Source organism: Buttiauxella sp. AC038, from assembly GCF_979253565.1.
Map to the genome: position 1 here is coordinate 2603638 of NZ_CEEDCQ010000001.1, position 21055 is coordinate 2624692.

Below are 21055 nucleotides of genomic sequence, written 5' to 3' on the forward strand. Positions count from 1 at the left end.
AGTGTGTATACCCCAGATTTAACCCGAATTAGCGAATAACCCCATGCTTCGCCTGATGAAGCATATGGAGAGTAATTTGACGGACCTCTTTCTGACTTGCGGCTATATGGTCGTGTAAGCGGGTCTGCGCCTCCTGAAGTTGACGGTTCAAAATGGCGAGCAAAATCTGTCCATGCTCGAGATATGTGGCACTTACGCGCGGACGTTTGGTGAAATCCAGCCGCCGCACAATATGAATTTTTTCGGTGATTTCGCGATGGACCCGCGCCATTTCCGGGTTTCCTGTGGCCTCAACCAGCGTCATATGGAACACCTCGTCGTGGCTGGCAACTTCAGCACCATCGGCCAGTTGTGGCGCATCAATCCAGAACTGTTTCAGCGCCTGAAGCGGCAGCGGACGCACCTCTGTGGGCAACATACACAGACGTTTTACGGCTTCGAGCTCCAGTACAATGCGCAGATCGTAGAGCGACTCCAGATGATCGAAATCCACCGCTTTTATCTGCCAACCGCTGCGTGGCTGTACCTCGACATACCCTTCTTGCTCAAGGGCATACAATGCCTGGCGCACCGGAGTTCGGCTGGCGGCCATGCGCACTGCGATGTCGTTTTCGCTAAATCTGTCACCCGGCAGAAGCTGGAAATCAAAGATTTCCTGCTTCAACAAGCGGTGGATACGCTCGGCGATACCTTCGGGTTTCTTATTCACACCGCATCCAGCCACAGCAATGCATCACCGGGCCCTACCTGGCGACCCTGCTGGCAACTGATACGAATAACGGTGCCATCGCAAGGTGCGCTCACCATCAGCTCCATTTTCATAGCTTCCACCACGATCAACGGCTCGCCCTGCTTCACAGCCTGTCCTGGCTCCACAAGGATCTTCCAGATATTGCCGTTGAGATCCGCGCTCACCAGCTGACCTGGCTGATCTTCAACCAACTCTTCTTGCGCAAGCATCGCGCTCTCGACCGCAGCACTTTCCTGCTCCTTCCAGTGCGCCACTTCACTGACAAACGCACGCTGTTGGCGCGAGCGGAAATCAGCAATGTCGTCGGCGTTGTCGGCAAGAAAGGTGGTGTAAGCGGCAAAATCAAACTCAACCTGTTCAACACGCACCTCGGCACGTCCTTCGCGGAAGGCGCTACGGAATTCGGTCAGCTCGTCTTCGCTGACCGGATAGAAACGCACCTGGTCGAAGAACTTCAGCAGCCATGGCTCATCACCAAACTGTTCGTTCTTAAGGAATTTGTTCCAGATAGGCAACGTACGCCCAACCAACTGGTAGCCACCCGGCGAATCCATGCCGTAGATGCACATATACATACCGCCAATACCGACGGTGCCTTCGGCAGTCCAGGTGCGGGCCGGGTTATATTTCGAACTCAACAAGCGGTGACGCGGGTCAAGTGGCACCGCGCAAGGGGCGCCGAGATATACATCCCCCAATCCCAGAATCAAATAACTGGCGTTAAAGATGATGTCCCGCACTTCGTCACGGTGCGCCAGGCCATTGGTGCGCTGAATGAAATCGACGTTATTGGGCAGCCATGGTGCATCAGCCCGCACGGTTTCTTTGTAACGTTCAACCGCCGCAAGCGTGGCGCTGTCTTCAAAGGCCATCGGCAGATGCACAATACGCGACGGAATTTTGAGTTTCGTGACATCGCCCAGCTGTTTTTCCAGACCCAGCAGTAAAGTGAGTAATTGCGACTGGGAAATATGCTGGCTGTCATAACGCACTTGCAGCGAACGCACACCCGGCGAAAGCTCTTCAATACCGGAAACTCCGGCCTGTTTGATGGCTTTCATCAGCAGATAAATACGCAGGCGCAGCGCCAAATCCAGCACGTTGTCGCCGTATTCGATCAGCACATAGTTGTCGCCCGCCTGGCGGTAAACAACGGCAGGTAAATCACTCTGAGCATCCAGTTCTGCGAGAATTGCCGCACTTGAGGTAGTGGTCGGTTTAATCGACGGGTGCAAATCCGGCAGGTTTAACACATGCAGCAAATTGGTAACTGCCACATCTTGTGCAATTTCCAGCGACTGCGCATGTTCAAAGGTGATCGAGTGGAAACGAATACGGTCGCCCGGCTTCACCTGCCCGACTTTCCACAGTTCCGCTTTCGCGATGGTAACCGGGCAAACAAACCCGCCCAGACTTGGGCCGTCACGCGTCAGGATCACCGGGAAGTCACCGGTAAAGTTCACCGCGCCAATCGCGTATTCACAATCATGAACGTTGGAAGGATGAAGCCCCGCTTCGCCGCCGTCAGCCCGCGTCCATTCAGGTTTAGGGCCGACTAAACGCACGCCGAGGCGGTTCGAGTTGTAGTGAACCTGCCACTCGGCTTCAAAGAACGTCTGCATGGATTCAGGGGTGAAGAAATCAGGTGCACCATGCGGCCCGTACAACACGCCAATTTCCCACACATCGCTGTATTGCGGGATAACTGCCGGTTCCGGCGTTTGCGGCAGTGAAATCGGCGCAGGCGTGGTGCACGCCGGTAAGCACGGTTGGGAAATCGCCAGCACATCTGCCACGCGCAAAGTGCGCCCGGCATGACCGCCGAACTGCCCGAGGGCAAATGTAGAACGGCTGCCGAGATAAACCGGCACGTCGAAACCATTGCGTACCGCCAGATAAGTGCGACAACCCGAGGTCGCACGCCCCAGTTTTAACGTCTGCCCCGCCTTGACGATCACCGGCTGCCAATATGGGACTTCTTCGTCATCAAGCGTTGCCGGGCAATCTGCACCGGTTAACGCGATAGTTGCGGCGCTATGGAAACGCAGCGTCGGCCCCTGCAAGGTAAATTCAAGACCTGCGGCAGACGGATGGTTGCCAACAATGCGGTTGGCAAGACGGAACGCAAAATCATCCATTGGGCCGGACGGCGGCACGCCAATATCCCAGTAACCCAGGCGGCCAGGGCTGTCCTGCACGCTGCTCCAGGTGCCGGGTTCCAGCACTTCAATGGCATGAGCCTGGTAAACCACGTCATCCAGCAGGCGGGTCCACATCACTCCAGCTTTAAATTCCGCCAGTTGCACAATTTGACGCAGGTAATCGAGATTGGTCGCAATACCGTGTAAACGCGTGGCGGCAAGTGCCGTGTTCAGTTTACTTAACGCCTGCTGACGATCGCCACCGTAAACGATCACTTTGGCGATCATCGGATCGTAAAACGCACTGACCTCACTGCCGGTACTAACCCAACCATCGACCCGCACATCCTGCGGGAAGTAAACGTCAGTCAACACGCCAGGACTTGGCTGGAAGTTTTTCAGCGCATCTTCGGCGTAAATACGCACTTCGATGGCGGCCCCTTTTGGCGGATGCGCTAAACGCTGCCAGTCAAGCGTGACGCCTGCGGCGACGTTAATCATGCATTCGATAAGATCCAGCCCGGTGACCATTTCGGTGACCGGATGCTCGACCTGCAAACGGGTGTTCACTTCGAGGAAATAGAACGCATCACGGGCGGCGTCGTAGATAAATTCCACGGTGCCGGCGCTGCGGTAATTAACTGATTCACCGAGTGCCACGGCTGCGGCATGAATCGCTTCACGCGTGGCTTGCGGCAAGTTGGGTGCCGGGGTTTCTTCCACCACTTTCTGGTTGCGACGTTGCAACGAACAATCACGTTCGCCCAGCGCGACCACCTTGCCTTTGCCATCGCCAAAAATCTGCACTTCAAGATGGCGCGCACGGTCGACAAAGCGCTCGATAAACACGCCATCATCGCTGAAAAACTGCTGGCCCATACGTTTTACGCTCGACCAGGCATCAATCAGGCTCGCTTCATCTTCGCAGCGCGTTAGGCCAATTCCCCCGCCACCTGCGGTGGTTTTCAACATCACCGGGTAGCCAATTTCAGCCGCCGCCAGCTGCGCTTCTTTCAGGGTCAGCAACAAGCCCGTTCCCGGTGTCATCGGCACATCAGCTTTAAAAGCCAGTTCACGAGCGCGGTGTTTCAGGCCGAAATCCCGAATTTGTTCGGCGGTTGGGCCGATGAACACCAGCCCGTTATCAGCACAGGCCTGGGCAAACTCCGCGCGTTCCGATAAAAAACCGTAGCCCGGGAATATCGCCTGCGCACCGCTCGCTTTAGCAGCGGCAACGATCTTCTCAATATCGAGGTAACTGTCCGCTGCTTTTTCGCCACCGAGCGCAATCGCCACATCGGCATCAATCACATGCTGCGCGTTAGCATCAGGGTCGGAGTAAACAGCAACACTGCCGATACCCATTTTTTTGAGCGTTTTAATTGCCCGAACGGCAATTTCACCGCGGTTAGCTATCAATACAGAGCTAAACATTGTCGTCTCCTTAAGCGCTATGGTGGCGGGCAAGCCAGGCTTTCCAGCCGCCCCACGCGGTGATATCCGTGGCATTTGAGAGTGCTGCGGGTTCGCAAATAAACCCTTTCACGTTGCGGCCATCTTCAAGCGTTAATGTGCCAATCCCCAGCGGGGCCGGGATTTCCGCCACAAACTCACCAAAGCGCGCCAGCGGGATGTCCCACAGCTCAACTGCAATCGGTTGCCCTTCGGAACTGCGTGCAAGGCCCGGTTTCGGCGGCTGAGTATTAGCCAGCGCGTAAAGGCGATAATTGGCGGCAGTAAAGGACTCCTCGATAAACACCGCATTACGTGTGGTGAGCTGGTGGTTGAGCGGCATTCCGCGCAGATGTGCGCCCACGACAGCAACGCGAACGTGATTGACTGATGGTTTTGCGGCATTACTCGCAGGCAGCGTTTTACCGGTGGCGCCTAATGGCAAATTCAATGCCTGCTGCCAGCTGTTCCCGAAGTGGCTCAGCGCCTGGTCATGCCATGCGGGTGCGATAAGCGTTATCCCGGCAGGGATTCCATCGGCGCGGAAATCACCCGGCAGTGCTAAAGCACAAAGGTCAGCCAGGTTCGTAAAGTTGGTGTAAGTGCCAAATTGCGAGTTGTAGCGCACCGGTTCTTGCGCCATTTCAGCAAGGGTATGAATGGTCGGTGACGTTGGCACCACCAGCGCGTCAAACTCGCTGAGCTGTGCGTTAATTTTTTGCGCCAGCTCAGCACGGGTGTATTCCGCCTGCCAGGCATCGCAAGCCGTGTAATTCAGACCGTTTGCCACAATACCGCGCACGGTGGGGTCCATCGCTTCAGGCTTGTTTTTAAAAATCTCGCCAACCGCCACGGTGCGCTCTGCCACCCACGCGCCGTAATAAAGCTGCTCGGCCAACTGGTTAAAGGCCGTGAAATCAATCGGCACCAGTTCCGCGCCCTGCTGCTGCAAACGCAGCAAGGTTTTGGCGAATGCGTTTTCGCTTAAGGTGTCACCGAAAAATTCAAGACGGTCGGGAATGGCAAAACGGAGTTTTTCACTAAAGCGTGCCGGTGCAGTTTGCGGGTTTGAACGGGAGTACGGATCTTGTGGATCGTAACCACCAGCAACGGCGGCTACGGTTTGTGCATCTTCAACGGTTAGCGCGAACACCGAAACACAGTCATTCAGGCGACATGCAGGGACGACGCCTGTGGTAGAAATCCAGCCTTTGGTGGGTTTCAGGCCAACAATATTGTTAAACCCGGCTGGGACGCGCCCGGAGCCTGCGGTATCGGTTCCCAGCGAGAAGCACACCAGTCCACGCGCCACCACCGATGCGGAGCCAGAGCTTGAGCCACCGCTGACATATTCCGGGTTAAAGGTATTTTTCACCGCACCAAATGGTGAGCGTGTGCCAACTAACCCGGTCGCGAACTGGTCGAGGTTAGTTTTACCTACCACAATTGCACCCGCCGCTTTCAGACGAGCGATTACCGTTGCATCTTTTTCTGGTGTATAGGTAAAAGCAGGACATGCGGCGCTGGTGGGCATTCCGGCGACATCAATATTATCTTTCGCCGCAAAAGGAACGCCTAATAAAGGCAAGTCGGTCGCTTGTTTTTCACCAGAATTAATCGCCTGAAAAATTGTGGTTAATTGCGCATAGATTTCGTCATGCGTCGCAATATATATCCAGGCGTTATCATCACGGGATAAATCTGCATCTAATTGCTGATATGCCACCACAAGTTGTTGCGGATGCTGGCGGTAACTGGCTACCCATTCAGACAAAGTCGCTACTGACATAAACTGGAATCCCATCTGGTATACAAGATGAGATGAATAAAGCATTTAGCGTGCCAGGTATTTACGGCGCTGATAATCAAGAGATTTAAATATACCTAAGAACGCATCATTCATTTTTCGCACTCTTATAGAGCGAAGGATTCAGTTATTTATCCAGAAAGGTGCAAATAAACAATGTCATAATATTTTCTTATGCTTATTAATAAATCGGTCGTTTTGTAGAGTAGATAACCGCGGCAAACATAAAAAATGTCATGCTCATGATTTGATAGTGTGATCAACCACCAGGAAAGCAAATTAACCATACAATACCCTAAGTATCGGCTTAGATATGGCATTAACACCGCATGCGAATGCGCAGAATAGAATACGATTCCATCACAGATCGAACTTAGGTATAGCGCCAATAGCTGCTTATACTTCCTTAAAATGTCTAAAGGCAAACGAAAATGAATAAGCCCGCCCCTACCGGTTTATTGCAGCAACCTAAACCGTTTTTTATGATTTTTTTGTTGAGTTATGGGAGCGTTTTGGATACTACGGCGTGCAAGGTATTCTGGCCGTTTTCTTCGTTAAAGAGCTCGGTTTTTCACAGGAACAGGCCTTTGTTACCTTTGGTGCCTTTGCCGCTCTGGTTTACGGGCTGATCTCAATCGGTGGTTACGTTGGCGATCATTTATTAGGAACAAAACGCACGATGGTTCTTGGTGCCGTGGTACTGGCTCTGGGCTACTTTATGACCGGTTTGTCGCTGCATAATCCTGATATGATCTTTATTGCCCTGGGCACCATTGCGGTGGGCAACGGGCTATTTAAAGCCAACCCGGCCAGTCTGCTTTCGAAATGTTATCCGCCAAAAGATCCCCGTCTGGACGGCGCATTCACCCTCTTTTACATGTCTATCAACATCGGTTCTTTGTTGTCTTTGTCTCTTGCTCCTGTCATTGCCAACAAATATGGCTACGCCGTTACCTACAACCTGTGCGGCATTGGCTTAGTCTTCGCATTGCTGGTTTATTTCTGCTGCCGTGGCATGGTGCGCGACATTGGCTCGGAACCCGATAGCAAGCCGATGAGCTACAAAAACTTACTGCTGGTTTTAGCGGGAACTGTGCTGATGATTTACGTTTGTGCCTGGCTGATGCATAACGTAAAAGTGGCCAATATTGTGTTAATTGTGCTGTCCATCATCGTGATTTTCCTCTTCTTCCGTGAGGCCGCGAAGCAAAACAAAAGCGATCGCAACCGCATGTACGTCGCTTTTGTGCTGATGATTGAAGCGGTACTGTTTTACATTCTGTATGCCCAGATGCCGACGTCGCTGAACTTCTTTGCTATCAATAACGTGCGCCATGAAATTCTCGGTTTTACTATCAACCCCGTCAGTTTTCAGGCTCTGAACCCATTCTGGGTGGTGGTCGCCAGCCCTATTCTGGCTTCGCTGTATACCCGTTTTGGTGCCAAAGGCAAAGATCTGACGATGCCTGCCAAATTCACTCTCGGCATGTTCCTGTGTTCGTTAGGCTTTTTAACTGCCGCTGCCGCTGGCATGTGGTTTGCTGACGCGCAAGGGCTGACTTCACCGTGGTTTATCGTGCTGGTGTATTTGTTCCAGAGCCTGGGTGAACTGATGATAAGCGCCTTAGGTTTGGCGATGGTTGCAGCACTGGTGCCGCAATATATGATGGGCTTTATTCTCGGAATGTGGTTCCTGACACAGGCCGCAGCCTTCCTGCTCGGCGGCTACGTTGCCACCTTCACGGCAGTGCCGGAATCCCTTAACGACCCGCTGCAAACGCTGCCGATTTATACCGGCGTATTCAGCAAAATTGGCATCACGACCTTTGTTATCGCGCTGATTATGGCCGCAATGGTGCCGTGGCTAAACCGTATGATGAATATGCAACCGGAAGTGAAAACCGCTTAACTTCTTCGTCTTTGTTTCTTATCACGCCGCCTTCAACGAAGGCGGTTTGTGATAACACTTTCTGAAACTTAAATAATGGTGCCGCCTTTAGTTAAATCATCACGGCGCTGTTCCACTTCCGCTTTGTGATGATGGCCCTTCTGCGCAATGGCGTTACGTAAACGCTGCTGCTGTGCGTAACGGTCTTCGCGGGTTAATTCAGCATCGTCGCTCAGTTCAATCAGCAACTCATTCATATGCTCAATCACATTTTCAGTTACCGCTGCGTCTACGCGGGCAATTACGTCTTCAAGGTGCGCCATAACAATCTCCTTAATTTTTGTACCGACACCCTAACCTTTTCAGGTGAGGAATCAATAAATTTATCTCTATCGCTATGACTCGGCAGCAATTTTTCAAGCATAAGTATCACCGTCCTGCCCATTCACTCATGCATTTTGCAGAATGCATCCAGAGCATCGGACAACGCAGACGGATTTTCCCACGACATTGAATGCCCGCAGTCTGGTAATACTGTAGTCGTGATTTTCAGGGTTTGAACTTTAGTGAAATCGCTATCGGGCAAGTCCAGCCAGCGAACGCGGCAGTTTGCGATAGAGGAGAAAAACGATTCCATACCATTAATCTTCAGAAGCAGGATGGGAAGAAACACCCAATATTTTGTTCATATTGATACCGGTGACAGCAAAACCGTTAGTTTCATAGACCTGTCTGGCTCTGCGGTTATCAGCAGCCACCCGAAGTTTGATCTGGTTATAGCCTTGTTGAATTAGCCGCTCTTCCAGACTTTTCATCGCCTCACTACCCAGCCCCAGGCCACGAAAGTGAGGAAAGAGATAAAAGTCGTTGATATAAACAGATTTTAGCTCTGAGTCCGGCTTATACCATAGATAGCCAATATGCTGTTCTTCACCCAAATGGGTTTGTGTAATGCATAACACGACCTGCCCGGCACTCTTTTCACCGTCCGGGAAACTTGCCTCTGTCTCACGTCGCGCCTGTAACAAAGCATCCGCTTCGGATAGTCGATAACTACTGGCTATCTCACTTGCATAATCCACAACGAAGTAATCAACAAAGGCCAGAAAATCATGGTTTAACATAGGTTTGAACGTAACCATTTTTCATCCTTGTTTGTGTATTTACCGAGTCCAAAATATGACGCTTCCCAAATCAGGAAGCGTCCGTCGAGATTAATTCAATTTCGCTTTCGAGAAATCACTGCCATTCAGGCTAACGCTATAACCCGTCACATTACTGCGTGTTGCGTAGAAAGTTTTACCGTTTGCCAGTGGGATCCACGGCGCTTGTTGATAGAACACTTCTTGCGCCTGCTCATAGAGTTTAGCGCGCGCAGCCGGGTCGCTGATCAGTTTCGCTTTTTGCGTTAACGCATCGTAATCTTTGTCGCACCAGCGTGCGGCGTTAGAACCACTCTTGATGCTGCCACAACCAAGCAGAGTATCTGCGAAGTTATCCGGGTCGCCGTTATCACTCATCCAGCCAAACAGTGCGGAGGAGTGCTCACCCTTACGCATGCCTGAAAGGTATTCGCCCCACTCAAAGGTGACGATTTTCGCGTTCACACCCACTTTTGCCCAGTCATGCTGAATCATCTCGGCGATACGACGGGAGTTCGGGTTATATGGACGCTGCACCGGCATTGACCACAAATCCGTATCGAAGCCCTTCTCAAGTCCTGCTTGTTTTAACAGTGCTTTGGCCTTTTCAGGATTATAGGTGCGATCGTTGAGATCTTTATTGAAACCCAACATTGTTGGCGGGATTGGAGATTTAGCAATCGTACCCGACCCCATAAACACTGCATTGATAATAGCTTGTTTATCTACGGCGTAATTCAACGCCTGGCGTACCAACACGTTATCAAATGGCTTTTTGGTGGTGTTAAACGCCAGATAACCGACGTTCAGGCCATCTACCGTGTGTAAAGTTAGATCTTTGTCGGCTTTAATGGCGTCAAATTGCACCGGAGCCGGGGCTGGAATAATCTGGCATTCGTTCTTCTGCAATTTCGCCATACGCGTCTGGACGTTTGGTGTAATGGAGAAGATCAGATGTTTGGTTGGCACTTCACCATTCCAGTAGTTCGGGTTCGCCACATAGCGAATCAACGAATCTACTTTATATTCCTGCAACGCAAACGGCCCTGTGCCGATTGGCGCAGTATCCACTTTTTCAGGTGTGCCCGCTTTTAGCATCGCATCAGCATATTCTGCGGAAAGAATTGAAGCGAAATCCATACCCCAGTCTGCAAGGAATGCCGCGTTAGGTTCGCTCAGGGTGAACTGAACGTGGTTATCATCAAGTTTTTTAACTTCGGTTATCAGCTTATCGAGCCCGACATCATTGAAGTATTCGTAAGTCGCCTGCGACACGTTGTGGTACGGGTTTTTCGGGTCCTTCTGGCGCATGACTGAGAAAACGACATCGTCAGCATTGAAATCGCGGGTCGGCTTAAACTCTTTATTGCTATTGAACTTCACGCCTTTACGCAGGGTAAAAGTATACGTTTTACCATCCGGGCTGATTTTCCATTCGGTAGCCAATGACGGTACCGGTAAGTTATCGCTTGGGCGAAATTCAACCAGGCGGTTATAGAGCGTCTGCGAACTGGCAACAAACGTAGGGCCGGAGCTGGCAATTTGTGGGTTGAAGGATTCTGGTGAGGCCTCTGAACAATAAACTAGCGTGTTATTCGCTGCAGCCAATGCAGCCGTTGCGGGTAAGAAACTGCTGAGCAACAGTGTGAGAAGTGTTTTCCCTGTCGACATAGTTGTGCCTTTTGTATGCTTGCCAAATGAAAAGTGAACTTATAATTTTGAGCGTCAATAACACCATAGCTCTTATATTCTGACAAATAACAAAAGGCTCTCAGGTTATTCATTAATAGTGATATTCGTGCGTTTTTACGCCACCGGCAGCACAATACACCACCACACTCATTTACAATGACGCAACAAACCGCTGTAAGATCGCTCGCGAAAAAGGCGTATCGCTCACTGCGGCTAATAAGGCATCACGGTCCTTGCCTTTCATCGCCACTCTTTCACTACGGCTGGTAATGATTTTATTCATCACTGGCGCACTAAATTCTGGGTGGAATTGCACCGAAAGTGCAGTCGATGAATAGCGGATAATTTGGTGCGGATCGTGACTGGATGCTGCAAGTACCACGGCACATGACGGTAACGTGAGCACGCTTTGCTCGTGGCTTAAAAACGTATCAAAAGATGTTGGCAAACCTTCAAGTAACGGGTCATGACGTGCTGCATCATTCAAGCTGACGGCAATTTGCCCCACTTCGCTGCCTTGCGGATGGTAATCCACTTTTCCACCCAGCGCGTAAGCCATTAACTGGTGCCCGTAACAGACACCTAATACCGGAACTCCCGCGCCGATAATCTCCCGCAACCAGTTGGCCGTGCGCTCACTCCACTCTTCATGGTCGGTGACCATCGCCCATGAACCCGAAATCACCGCACCGCTAAACGTACCCGCCGCTGGCAGTCGTTCACCTTCGAAGGGGCAAACAACTTTAATTGGGCCAACATCACCTAACGCGGCTTTAAACCAGTCAGGCTGTTCGCCAACAGCCGTGCGAATATCAGTGGGAGGATGGCCCATTTGAACTAGCAATAACGGTAGTGTTTCTGACATTGATTAATCGCTCCGGCGATGTAGAGAAGAATAATCAGTAGCACAAAACTTCCCACAGACTCAATGACTTTATTAATAAATTCTGCCATAGAAAAAGGCGCCCCCAGGACACCTTTATTTATAAAATCAGTTAACCTCAAGCTAATTAGATTAACACGCACTACATAAATAATTTAAATAGTTACTGGGTAATTTAATAATATCCAGGCTCTTTCTGATGCCTATTTTTCTAAATGCACTGCGTTGATGAGAGTACGCTGTTTTTGTAGCAATATTAAGCCTGGAGCTAATAAAATTAATCGTCATACCGTTCATAACCAACTTTAATACCGCCCTCTCAGTTTTTGTAATCTTAGGGAGCTTAATCTCTTTATTGTTAATCGCCTGTACTAAGTACATATTTTGCAGTAGGTCGCTTAAATAGAATTTACGAGCAATGGTTGCGAACCTAAAAATACTGCTTATTTTCCAGTCAACATGGTTTGCCGCAATGATTACGGATGCATTTGTTTCATTTAACTCCATTAACATCGTGAAGTCGATATTTGAATTTTCTTGAGCAACTAACACTATGTCGCCTGGTTTGGTAAGGTGAAAAATTTCACTATTACTTTTGCTATTAGGGTTTAATTGAACACAGCGGCAATCCATTCTTTGCTTAAGGGAATTTGCAACACCCAAAAACAAATAGCTATTCTCTGTCAATACATAAATATTCATAACATCCCTCTACAAACATTGACTCTTCCGCAGTCAGCCTCTTCCCTTTTAACAAAGAAGTTCCAGAGGCATGATTAGCTGTCCTTAAGATAGTGTTTTATTAATTTGATTTATTTTTCTTCAGTTCTTTTACGCCGGAATTCACCACCGGTAACTCAGCTTGCGGCTTGTCTTTTTTTACAGGAATAACATTCAACGTTGAGAAATATTCCTTTCCTAAAATTTTCCCATTGCCTATCCATGTCACGCCATTTTTTTTGAGCACAACACCAGCAGATGTTATTTGCAACTCTTTGCCTAGAGTATCCTCGACATAGAGCGAGTTTTTGCTAACCGTAACCGGGTTGTATTCTGCAACTTCCGATTTATAGGCCTCTTTCACTAAATTGAGATATTCCGGAGCATAATTGTATACCGTGCTTACCACACTTTTCAGGTAATCCTCTCTTGAGGAGTTTGAGTCCGTTGGTAGGTTACTGGCTATCACGGCATATAATTGTGCCGTCGCTTGCGTCAGCGACATTTTCATGCGCATTTCCGAGGCAAACTTCTCTGCATTAAGAACGGTTGTAGCCTTACCTTTTTTATCCTTTTTCTCTTCCAAAAAGGTAGTGTTATCTACTGGTTGCGATAGCATCGACGCAAGATACGTGGCACATACGTAAGCCTGCACAGGCTGATTCCCATTGACCAACAGCGCTGATAAAGTCCCTTTAGCAGGGAGTTCATTGGCTTTAATACTGTTTTTTGCCAGAAAGCTGTTTACATCATCTTGTGTAGAATCTCCGCGCGCCAAATCGCATATTTGTTTCATGATAAAGTCATTCTGCTTTCCATTGACGGCATTCATATTATTCAATGCGTCACTGATTAGATTATATGCAGGCACATTAATGTATTTAACATTAAGGCTATCAGCCGCACAGAACCCATTAAAACTTAGCAGGAATAAAAGACCGCCAAAGGCGGTCTTAGTTAGATTTTTCATAGATTACTTACCTGAATGTGAGTCTACAACATCAACAGTCATGCGGCGATTAGGTTCCAGACATTTAATAACAGCAGTGGATTGTTTACCCGGGCAACTTATCCGTGGATTGGAATCACCTAAGCCGCGAGTTTCAATTAATGAGGCCGCAAGACCATTTTCAACCAACAACCCTTTAACCGATTCTGCACGAGCAAGTGAAAGTTGCATATTGCTTGCTGCACTTCCGATACGATCGGTGTATGCAGTGATGACCAGTCGTTTATTTTTTAAATTGTTTACTTTCAGATTGGCAGCAAGCGCATTAACTTGTTGCTTACCGTCAACGCTAAGCTTTGCACTCGCGAATGCAAATAAACTTTCAGCACTTAACTCTTTGTGAGCAACAGTGTTGACCACAGGCTGTTTTAATTTAGACAGGCAGTCATCAGGGGCGAAGAAGAAGCTTTGCGCTTTCATGTGTTCATCAAACAAGACTTTATATTGACAAGTCAGTACAGAATTATCAGCTTTATTAAAATGGAAAATATAGTCCCATTCTTTTACACGGAATACACCTTCATTAAAGTGTGGTGTGCCAATAAGTTCATAAACTTCTGCTTTTGTCAGTCCTGAACGCATTTGTTTTAGATTATCAAGATTAACAAAACTACCTTCGCCCCTTACCGCTTTAGATGCAACAGGGAATATTGGGTTATCAGTTTTACCTTGAGAATCAACATCGCTTACAGAGCGTGTGCAAGCTGAAAGCAATACTGCCGCGCTGAAAATAATAGCCAGTCTTGTATAGTTAGCGTATTTCATTTTATATCTCATCCTAATTTGCTAATAATCCCCCAACTCTCCTGCCGGGGGATAAATATTAATTAAACAGACTTACCACTGATAACCCACACCGACCGAGGCACCCATATCACCTTGGCTGTTGGTCATGCCGGATAATTTAGTCACCCATTTGCCGTTGTCAGAAATCGTGGAGACACCTAAGGCAACCGAAGACTGGTCTTGGTAAGTACCACCGCCCATGCTCACCATGCTGGCACCTGGTGAATACGGCTGCGGCAAGCTGGCCATCGCCATTGCGCCCGCAATACCGGCACTGAGTTTATCTTTGTTGTCATCAACCAGATTTTTCAATGAATTGAATTTGTTGTCGGTGTATTGATTAGACTGCGCAATACCCGAGTTCAACTGGTTAAGGTTCACCGCATCGGTACCGTGAGTGCCTGGCGCCACGTTGGTTATCTGGCGTTCAGCACCGACTGAACCGACGGAAACTGAGTTAGCACGGTCTGCAACTGAATTTACCCCTAATGCCACAGAGTTTGAGGCCGTAGCAATCGCGTTCGAACCCAATGCCACGCTGTTATCGCCTGAAGCTTTAGCACCTGCACCACCCGCAGTCGCATCTTTACCGGTCACCACAGGCTTGGAACGATTACTGGTATTATTCACCTGGAACATACCATCAGTGCCGTTAGAGATGTTTTTCACCTCATTTGAGACGGCATTGAGCTGGGAGTAATTCACCGCATCGCCATCCTGTGTGCCGGCAGCGAGATTGGTGATGACAGTTGAGTCACCCAGTGTGATTTTGGTGTAGTTAGTGGTTCCGTCATTAAAGGCGTCGTACTTAACTGCACGATTATCCAGGTTAATAATGCCGCCGGTGATGTTATTCACCGCATCAGTTACCGCATACAGTTGGGAACCGTTAACCGCATCAGTGCTGGTAGCACTAATCTGGCCCGCTGCCACGTTGGTAATCGTACGCTCTTCACCTTTATCGCCGACGCTAACTGTACCCACCGGGGTTGTCCCCGCGAAGGTGTAGTCATTGCCACGAATGGTAATACCTGCGGTGCCAACCGCTTCCTGCGTTTTAGCGCCATCGCCCAACGCAACACTATGTGCAGTGCTGGCGTCAGCTCCGTTACCAATAGCAATGGAGTTCAGTGCGCTGGCAGTAGAACTCTGACCAATCGCCACTGCATCTGCACCCGTTGCAGACGAATCTGTCCCAGTAGAATTGGCGTGGAAATATTTGGTGCCATTATTACTGATGTTGATGATGCTGCTGGCGATATTATCCACCGCAGTATTCGTGGCATTCAGTTGCGAGCCGTTAATCGCATCAGTACTGTCTGCGTTGATGCGGCCTGCCGCAACGTTGGTAATGGTACGTTCCTGACCTTTATCGCCAACGCTAACTGTGCCGACAGGGGTGGTACCCGCAAAGGCATAGTCATTGCCGAGAATAGTGGTTCCTGTTGTCGCAACCGCTTCCTGCGTTTTAGCGCCATCGCCCAACGCAACACTATGTGCAGTGCTGGCGTCAGCTCCGTTACCAATAGCAATGGAGTTCAGTGCGCTGGCAGTAGAACTCTGACCAATCGCCACTGCATCTGCACCCGTAGCGGATGAATCTGCACCGGTTGAGTTGGCATGGAAGTATTTGCTGCTAATGCCACCATTATTGATGTTGTTGATGATGCTGTTGATGTTATCAACCGCTGAGTTCGTGGCATACAGTTGCGAGCCGTTAATGGCATCGGTGCTGTCTGCGTTGATACGGCCAGCGGCAACGTTAGTAATGGTGCGCTCATCACCCACGGCACCCACGCTGACGGTACTGGTCGGGGCGATACCGGCGAACAGGTAATCTGTGCCAGCAATGGTGGCACCCGTTGTCGCCACGGTGGTGTCCGTCGTCGAATATGTACCGAGCGCAACATCACCATCGTTTACTGCTGTGGAGTTTGCACCCAATGCGGTAGATTTCGAGGTAGACACTGCATTGTAACCGAGTGATGTAGCTGATCCCCCCATGCCTTGTGCTTTATAACCGATAACAGTGGCATATTCAGCTTCTGCAAAGCTAGAAGCGCCTACGCTTACACTCCCGACTTTGCCTGAAGAAGCGCCGCTACCGATACTCACTGTTGCATCCTCTAATGCACTCGCCCCATTACCGATTGCTACTCCAACACTAGTAGCAAACGAGTTCGTACCCAATGCGATGCTTGATGTACCCTGGGCAACGGCATTACGACCCAATGCCATCGAATCTTCAGCCGTACTTTGTGCACCCAGGCCCATCGCAATCGATTGATCTCCCCATGCAATGGAACTCTGACCAATGGCAATAGCATCTGCACCCGTCGCGGATGAATCTGCACCGGTTGAGTTGGCGTGGAAGTATTTGGTGCCGTTTGCATAAATATTATTGATGTCAGTCACGCTGGAACTGGCAAGTTCCTGAACAGCTTTAAGCTGAGACACGTTAACGGCATCATCATCAGCCGTCCCTGCGGATACACTGGTGATCTGTCGCAGACCAACGTCAACAGCACCCTGTTGAGATACCGTGGCTTCAATTGCGACTTTGGCTGCATCTGAAATACCTTCAGGTAGGTAGCCCAGTACACCGGCTTTTCGACGTGAGACTGACTCGGCACCAAGCCCGACGCCTCCCTCAACAAAAGCTCCCGCCCCATAACCTAATGCAACTCCGAAATCAGCATAGGCCGTGGTGTCCGAACCAATGGCTACGCTGTAATTCGATGAAACTCTAAAATTTGATAAATGCCCAATACTTATATTTTGTTCGCCTGTCACTCCCCGGCCTGCGTAGTGTCCAGCTGCAAAGTTATTGTCACCATTGGTTTCCATCCCTGCACCGAAACCTACCCCGATGTTACTTGTACCAATGGAATCCTGACCAGCCATCATCCCTATATCAACATTTGCACTGCCTTCAATGTTTCGACCGCTATTCTCACCAACGGCAACGTTTCCATCACCTGTAAGGTCGGTACCCGCTAAGTAACCTAAAGCAAGGTTGGACATACCGGTGACATTTGAGCCAGTCTCCGTACCAAAAGCTATGTTGCGTACACCTGAGACGTTATTTCCCGCATTGGTTCCAAAGGCAGTATTATTTTCGCCCGCTACGTAACTCCCCGCATTTTTCCCAAACGCCATGTTTTGAATACCGCCAGAAACATACTGCCCAGCTTGATCACCTAACGCGATATTGAACCCGTCCCCACCAATGTCACCACCCAGCCCGGCTGCACGCCCTATCGAAATATCGCTATCTCTTGACGCCACGCTCTCCACACCAATCGCAATAGCATCTTCACCAATAGCAGATGAATCTGCACCGGTTGAGTTGGCGTGGAAGTATTTGATGCCGTTTGCATAAATATTATTGATGTCAGTCACGCTGGAACTGGCAAGTTCCTGAACAGCTTTAAGCTGAGACACGTTAACGGCATCATCATCAGCCGTCCCTGCGGATACACTGGTGATCTGTCGCAGACCAACGTCAACAGCACCCTGTTGAGATACCGTGGCTTCAATTGCGACTTTGGCTGCATCTGAAATACCTTCAGGTAGGTAGCCCAGTACACCTGCCTCACGAGCTGCACCGGAAAAAGCACCGAGTGCAACTCCGCCTTCAACTGACGCTATTGCACCAGTACCAAAGGCCATGGCATGGTCTGCTGTAGCTTTAGAACTTTGCCCCAAAGCAACTGTGAATGAGGCTGAAATGCTATGGCCTGCTAAGTAACCTATTGCAACGTTGGAGTCACCCGTAACATCGTGCCCAGCATAGGCTCCCATTGCTTGGTTTTCTGAGCCTGAGGAGTGCATTCCGGCACCGAAACCGATAGAATTATTGCTTGATCCCGAAATATTCTGACCAGCCATGTCGCCAACGCTAACATTCAAATTCCCTTTAATGGACTCCCCACTAGCATTACCGAAAGCAAGGTTCGAATTTCCCTGAACATTGCTACCCGCATTGTCTCCGAATGCAAAATTGCTATCACCGGTGATATCTGATCCCGCTTCAGCTCCGAAAGCATAGTTGCCCGAACCTAATACGTTATTACCCGCATTGGTTCCAAAGGCAGTATTATTTCCGCCCGATACGTAACTCCCCGCATTTTTCCCAAACGCCATGTTTTGAGTGCCGTCAGAAACATACTGCCCAGCTTGATCACCTAACGCGATATTGAACCCGCCCGCACCAATGTCACCACCCAGCCCGGCTGCACGCCCTATCGAAATATCGCTATCTCTTGATGCCACGCTCTCCACACCAATGGCAATAGCATCAGCACCCGTAGCGGATGAATCTGTACCGGTTGAGTTGGCGTGGAAATATTTGATGCCATAATTGTTTAAATCAGTGATGGCTAAATTCGTGGCATTCAGTTGTGAGCCGTTAATGGCATCGGTGCTGTCTGCGTTGATGCGGCCAGCGCCAACGTTAGTGATGGTGCGCGTAAAACTCGGGCCATTGGCTGTAGCTGCCGTGGAGCCAACGCTGACGGTGGCGGCCGGATCGCTACCGGCAAACAGGTAATCTGTTCCGTTAATAGTGGCGCCCGTTGTCGCCACGGTGGTATCCGTTACCGAGAGTGCACCGAGAGCCACATCGCCATCGTATGTTGCGATGGATTTATAGCTTAGTGCCGTTCCGTAGTTGCCAAGTACTTCACTTTCCAAACCTGCTCCCGTCCCGGTCCTGGTTGGATAAGGACTATTGGGATCAGTGTAATCAATGACCCAGGCTTGTGCAGGAGTAGAAAGTACTGCCGCAGCAAAAAGCCCCACAGCCGTTCCACTACGGCGAGTAATAGCAGACACAGTCTTGCCTTTTCCCTTAGCTGACCCAAGCTCCCCAGCAACAACCCATACACGTTGTGCTGAATTCCATACCAGACGATAAATTTTGTTCATATGTGTTCCTTCCCGGCTCCATGCCAGAATAAAAGTTAGTGTTGCGCGGCCTGCAGGGTTGCTGCGGCTTTGTTAATCAGGGGACGTTCCAGAGAGGTACTGTTCAACTGGTTCTGCTCGCGTTCATAAAGTTCAAGCGCGGCTTTGTTATCGCGTGCGACGTATTGCTGATAACCGCCAATAAAGAAGGTGGCTTCAGTTAACGCATCGCGACGCTGGAGTTCGTCGGTACCGGGCATAGCGGCAATTGCGGCATATACCGCATCTGTGCTGCCTTTTCCTTCGTACAGGCGGACAAGTGCCTGCTGGCCCGCAGAACTGACGTTCATACCGGAAGCCAGGATGGCGAGTTCTTTTTTGAGGGCTGTGGGTTTCCCCACATAAGTACGGGCGGTGAGCCATAGCTGCCAAAGATGGGCATAATCACGCTCACGGGCATTATCGCTGGTGGCTATGACGCCAAAGGCTTCATCCGCAGCGTCAAACTGGCCGAGTGCGACGAGGTTAATTGCCAATGGAACCGCAATCTGGGTCGCCATCTCTGTACCTGCCAGCGTGTCGTAAACTTTGCGAGCCGAAGCATTACGCCCCGCGAGATCGTCGTTAATCGCCTGCTGAAATAACGCAACATGTTCCGCGTTTCTCTTCTGCACTTTCGCCTGTGGAGAATTTGCCGTCACCTGAGTGTTTTTATTGGCGAAAGCTGGGTGAAAGACCGAGTGTACCGCCATAATAAAAACCGAGCCCATAATGACTGAACGGAATATTTTTGAACGTGGTGCTAATAAAACTGACGGACGTAACACGTCAAGTGAAAAAATAGAATGTTTCATATTAGATATACTCTTGAAAAAATAACGCCGAAAAGGCCGTGATTTCGGGGCAATAGCTCCCCCAGCCAGGATTTTATTTCCTTGCTATGACTCTGAAGTGAATATTATTCGCCTGCATTACAATAAATATACTAAAAACATTGCCGACGTAATTAAGTCATCATTTACATTCAATGCACACCAAGCGTATTGGATAAAATTCAGCTAAACTCTTGGGCGTGCAACCTAAAATTATATTGATATTCACTAGCCCGGTAATACAGAGGCATAATTTCATCATAGGTAATTATGTAACCTCTACCCTTGGCATTTTTTATAAAATCCTCTGGCAACCCAAGTAAATCCAGCTTTAATTTCAATCCATTTAATACTTGCCATAATCGTTGGGTGGATGATGTCAGGTTGTTTTCTTCCCAGATTTTTTTCAACAACTCTTCTTTAGTGACCATTTTTGCACGAGCGTTCGCCAGCAAATAAAGAAACAGCTTCATCATTGTTTCGTTAATGTTGGTAGCGCAAAAGGCAATGTTTTTTTCGTTCCCTGACATGGAAACACGGTACAACCTCTTATTGTCGATATCAAAATGAATATCTTTACCAATCAGGTAACCATAAAGCTTCAGTCCCATATTTCCTCTGACTGCTTAAAAAAGGCGTAATGCTCCGCGAGAACTTTCCATATATTTAATTAACCCTACATTTAATGTGAAGCGATTATATGATGCCCCCGTTTACTTTCAATACAACACGAGTCCTTTCAATTCGTCTCGCCCAACCGAGAGCAATCGACTTTAGTACTGCAATACGTGCTTACATGTAGGTATAAAATTCGGTTTATATATAATTACTGGTTTTTAATCCTGTAAAATTTAACAAAACCACTTCAGCAGTTTTAAATATCGAACTTACGCAATCACATGACATTTTTATCTATCAACCAGGATAACAACCTGTTTTTACTGACCAAAACTCCCACTTTCAGGTGAAAGTCTTAATATTCACAGGCAATCGGTTTCGTTTGC

The 21055-nt window shown here is 49.2% G+C and carries 14 protein-coding genes and 1 pseudogene; 1 reads left to right on the forward strand and 14 read right to left on the reverse strand.

From position 1 onward, the window contains the following. Positions 1-28 precede the first annotated feature (28 nt). From AC0IXI_RS12440 to atzF, 3 genes are read right to left on the reverse strand one after another with little or no spacing between them, the layout of a single operon-like run. Entirely contained in the window at positions 29-709 is a 681-nt protein-coding gene (locus AC0IXI_RS12440) for a GntR family transcriptional regulator (protein ID WP_471682506.1), read from the reverse strand. Next, entirely contained in the window at positions 706-4326 is a 3621-nt protein-coding gene (gene uca, locus AC0IXI_RS12445; protein WP_471682507.1) for an urea carboxylase, read from the reverse strand. The genes AC0IXI_RS12440 and uca overlap by 4 nt, the downstream gene beginning before the upstream one ends. Before the next feature lie 10 nt (positions 4327-4336). Beyond that, positions 4337-6133: an allophanate hydrolase gene (gene atzF, locus AC0IXI_RS12450; protein WP_471682508.1), complete on the reverse strand. Its 1797-nt coding sequence runs from the start codon at positions 6131-6133 to the stop codon at positions 4337-4339. A gap of 449 nt (positions 6134-6582) precedes the next feature. On the opposite strand from atzF, the pseudogene dtpB reads away from it, so the two are divergent. Further along, positions 6583-8060, forward strand: a pseudogene (gene dtpB / locus AC0IXI_RS12455) (dipeptide/tripeptide permease DtpB). Between the two features lie 68 nt (positions 8061-8128). Here dtpB and AC0IXI_RS12460 read toward each other — a convergent pair. The 11 genes from AC0IXI_RS12460 to AC0IXI_RS12510 form a co-directional block, all read right to left on the reverse strand. After that, positions 8129-8362: a DUF2526 family protein gene (locus AC0IXI_RS12460; RefSeq protein WP_064518779.1), complete on the reverse strand. Its 234-nt coding sequence runs from the start codon at positions 8360-8362 to the stop codon at positions 8129-8131. 122 nt (positions 8363-8484) lie between these two features. Continuing rightward, the gene (locus AC0IXI_RS12465) at positions 8485-8676 is read right to left on the reverse strand and encodes a hypothetical protein (protein ID WP_064518778.1); all 192 of its coding nucleotides are present in this window, start codon (positions 8674-8676) and stop codon (positions 8485-8487) included. A 4-nt stretch (positions 8677-8680) separates the two neighbouring features. Further along, positions 8681-9181 carry a GNAT family N-acetyltransferase gene (locus AC0IXI_RS12470; protein WP_471682509.1) on the reverse strand — a complete coding sequence of 167 codons (501 nt, stop codon included), beginning with the start codon at positions 9179-9181 and terminating at the stop codon, positions 8681-8683. 72 nt (positions 9182-9253) lie between these two features. Further along, positions 9254-10852: an ABC transporter substrate-binding protein gene (locus tag AC0IXI_RS12475; protein ID WP_424222612.1), complete on the reverse strand. Its 1599-nt coding sequence runs from the start codon at positions 10850-10852 to the stop codon at positions 9254-9256. A gap of 172 nt (positions 10853-11024) precedes the next feature. Further along, on the reverse strand, positions 11025-11738 hold the full coding sequence (locus AC0IXI_RS12480) for a glutamine amidotransferase (RefSeq protein ID WP_471682510.1): 714 nt from the start codon (positions 11736-11738) through the stop codon (positions 11025-11027). A 150-nt stretch (positions 11739-11888) separates the two neighbouring features. Then, entirely contained in the window at positions 11889-12458 is a 570-nt protein-coding gene (locus AC0IXI_RS12485) for a helix-turn-helix domain-containing protein (RefSeq protein WP_471682511.1), read from the reverse strand. Positions 12459-12558: 100 nt separating this feature from the next. Beyond that, complete coding sequence (locus AC0IXI_RS12490; protein WP_471682512.1) at positions 12559-13446, reverse strand: hypothetical protein; 888 nt, start codon at positions 13444-13446, stop codon at positions 12559-12561. 3 nt (positions 13447-13449) lie between these two features. Next, positions 13450-14250, reverse strand: coding sequence for an OmpA family protein (locus AC0IXI_RS12495; protein ID WP_471682513.1), 801 nt, complete (start codon positions 14248-14250; stop codon positions 13450-13452). 72 nt (positions 14251-14322) lie between these two features. Then, positions 14323-19200, reverse strand: a complete 4878-nt coding sequence (locus AC0IXI_RS12500; RefSeq protein WP_471682514.1) for a YadA-like family protein — start codon at positions 19198-19200, stop codon at positions 14323-14325. A gap of 35 nt (positions 19201-19235) precedes the next feature. Then, positions 19236-20033, reverse strand: a complete 798-nt coding sequence (locus tag AC0IXI_RS12505) for a hypothetical protein (RefSeq protein ID WP_471682515.1) — start codon at positions 20031-20033, stop codon at positions 19236-19238. A 200-nt stretch (positions 20034-20233) separates the two neighbouring features. Continuing rightward, on the reverse strand, positions 20234-20662 hold the full coding sequence (locus AC0IXI_RS12510; protein ID WP_471682516.1) for a winged helix-turn-helix domain-containing protein: 429 nt from the start codon (positions 20660-20662) through the stop codon (positions 20234-20236). Positions 20663-21055 lie beyond the last annotated feature (393 nt).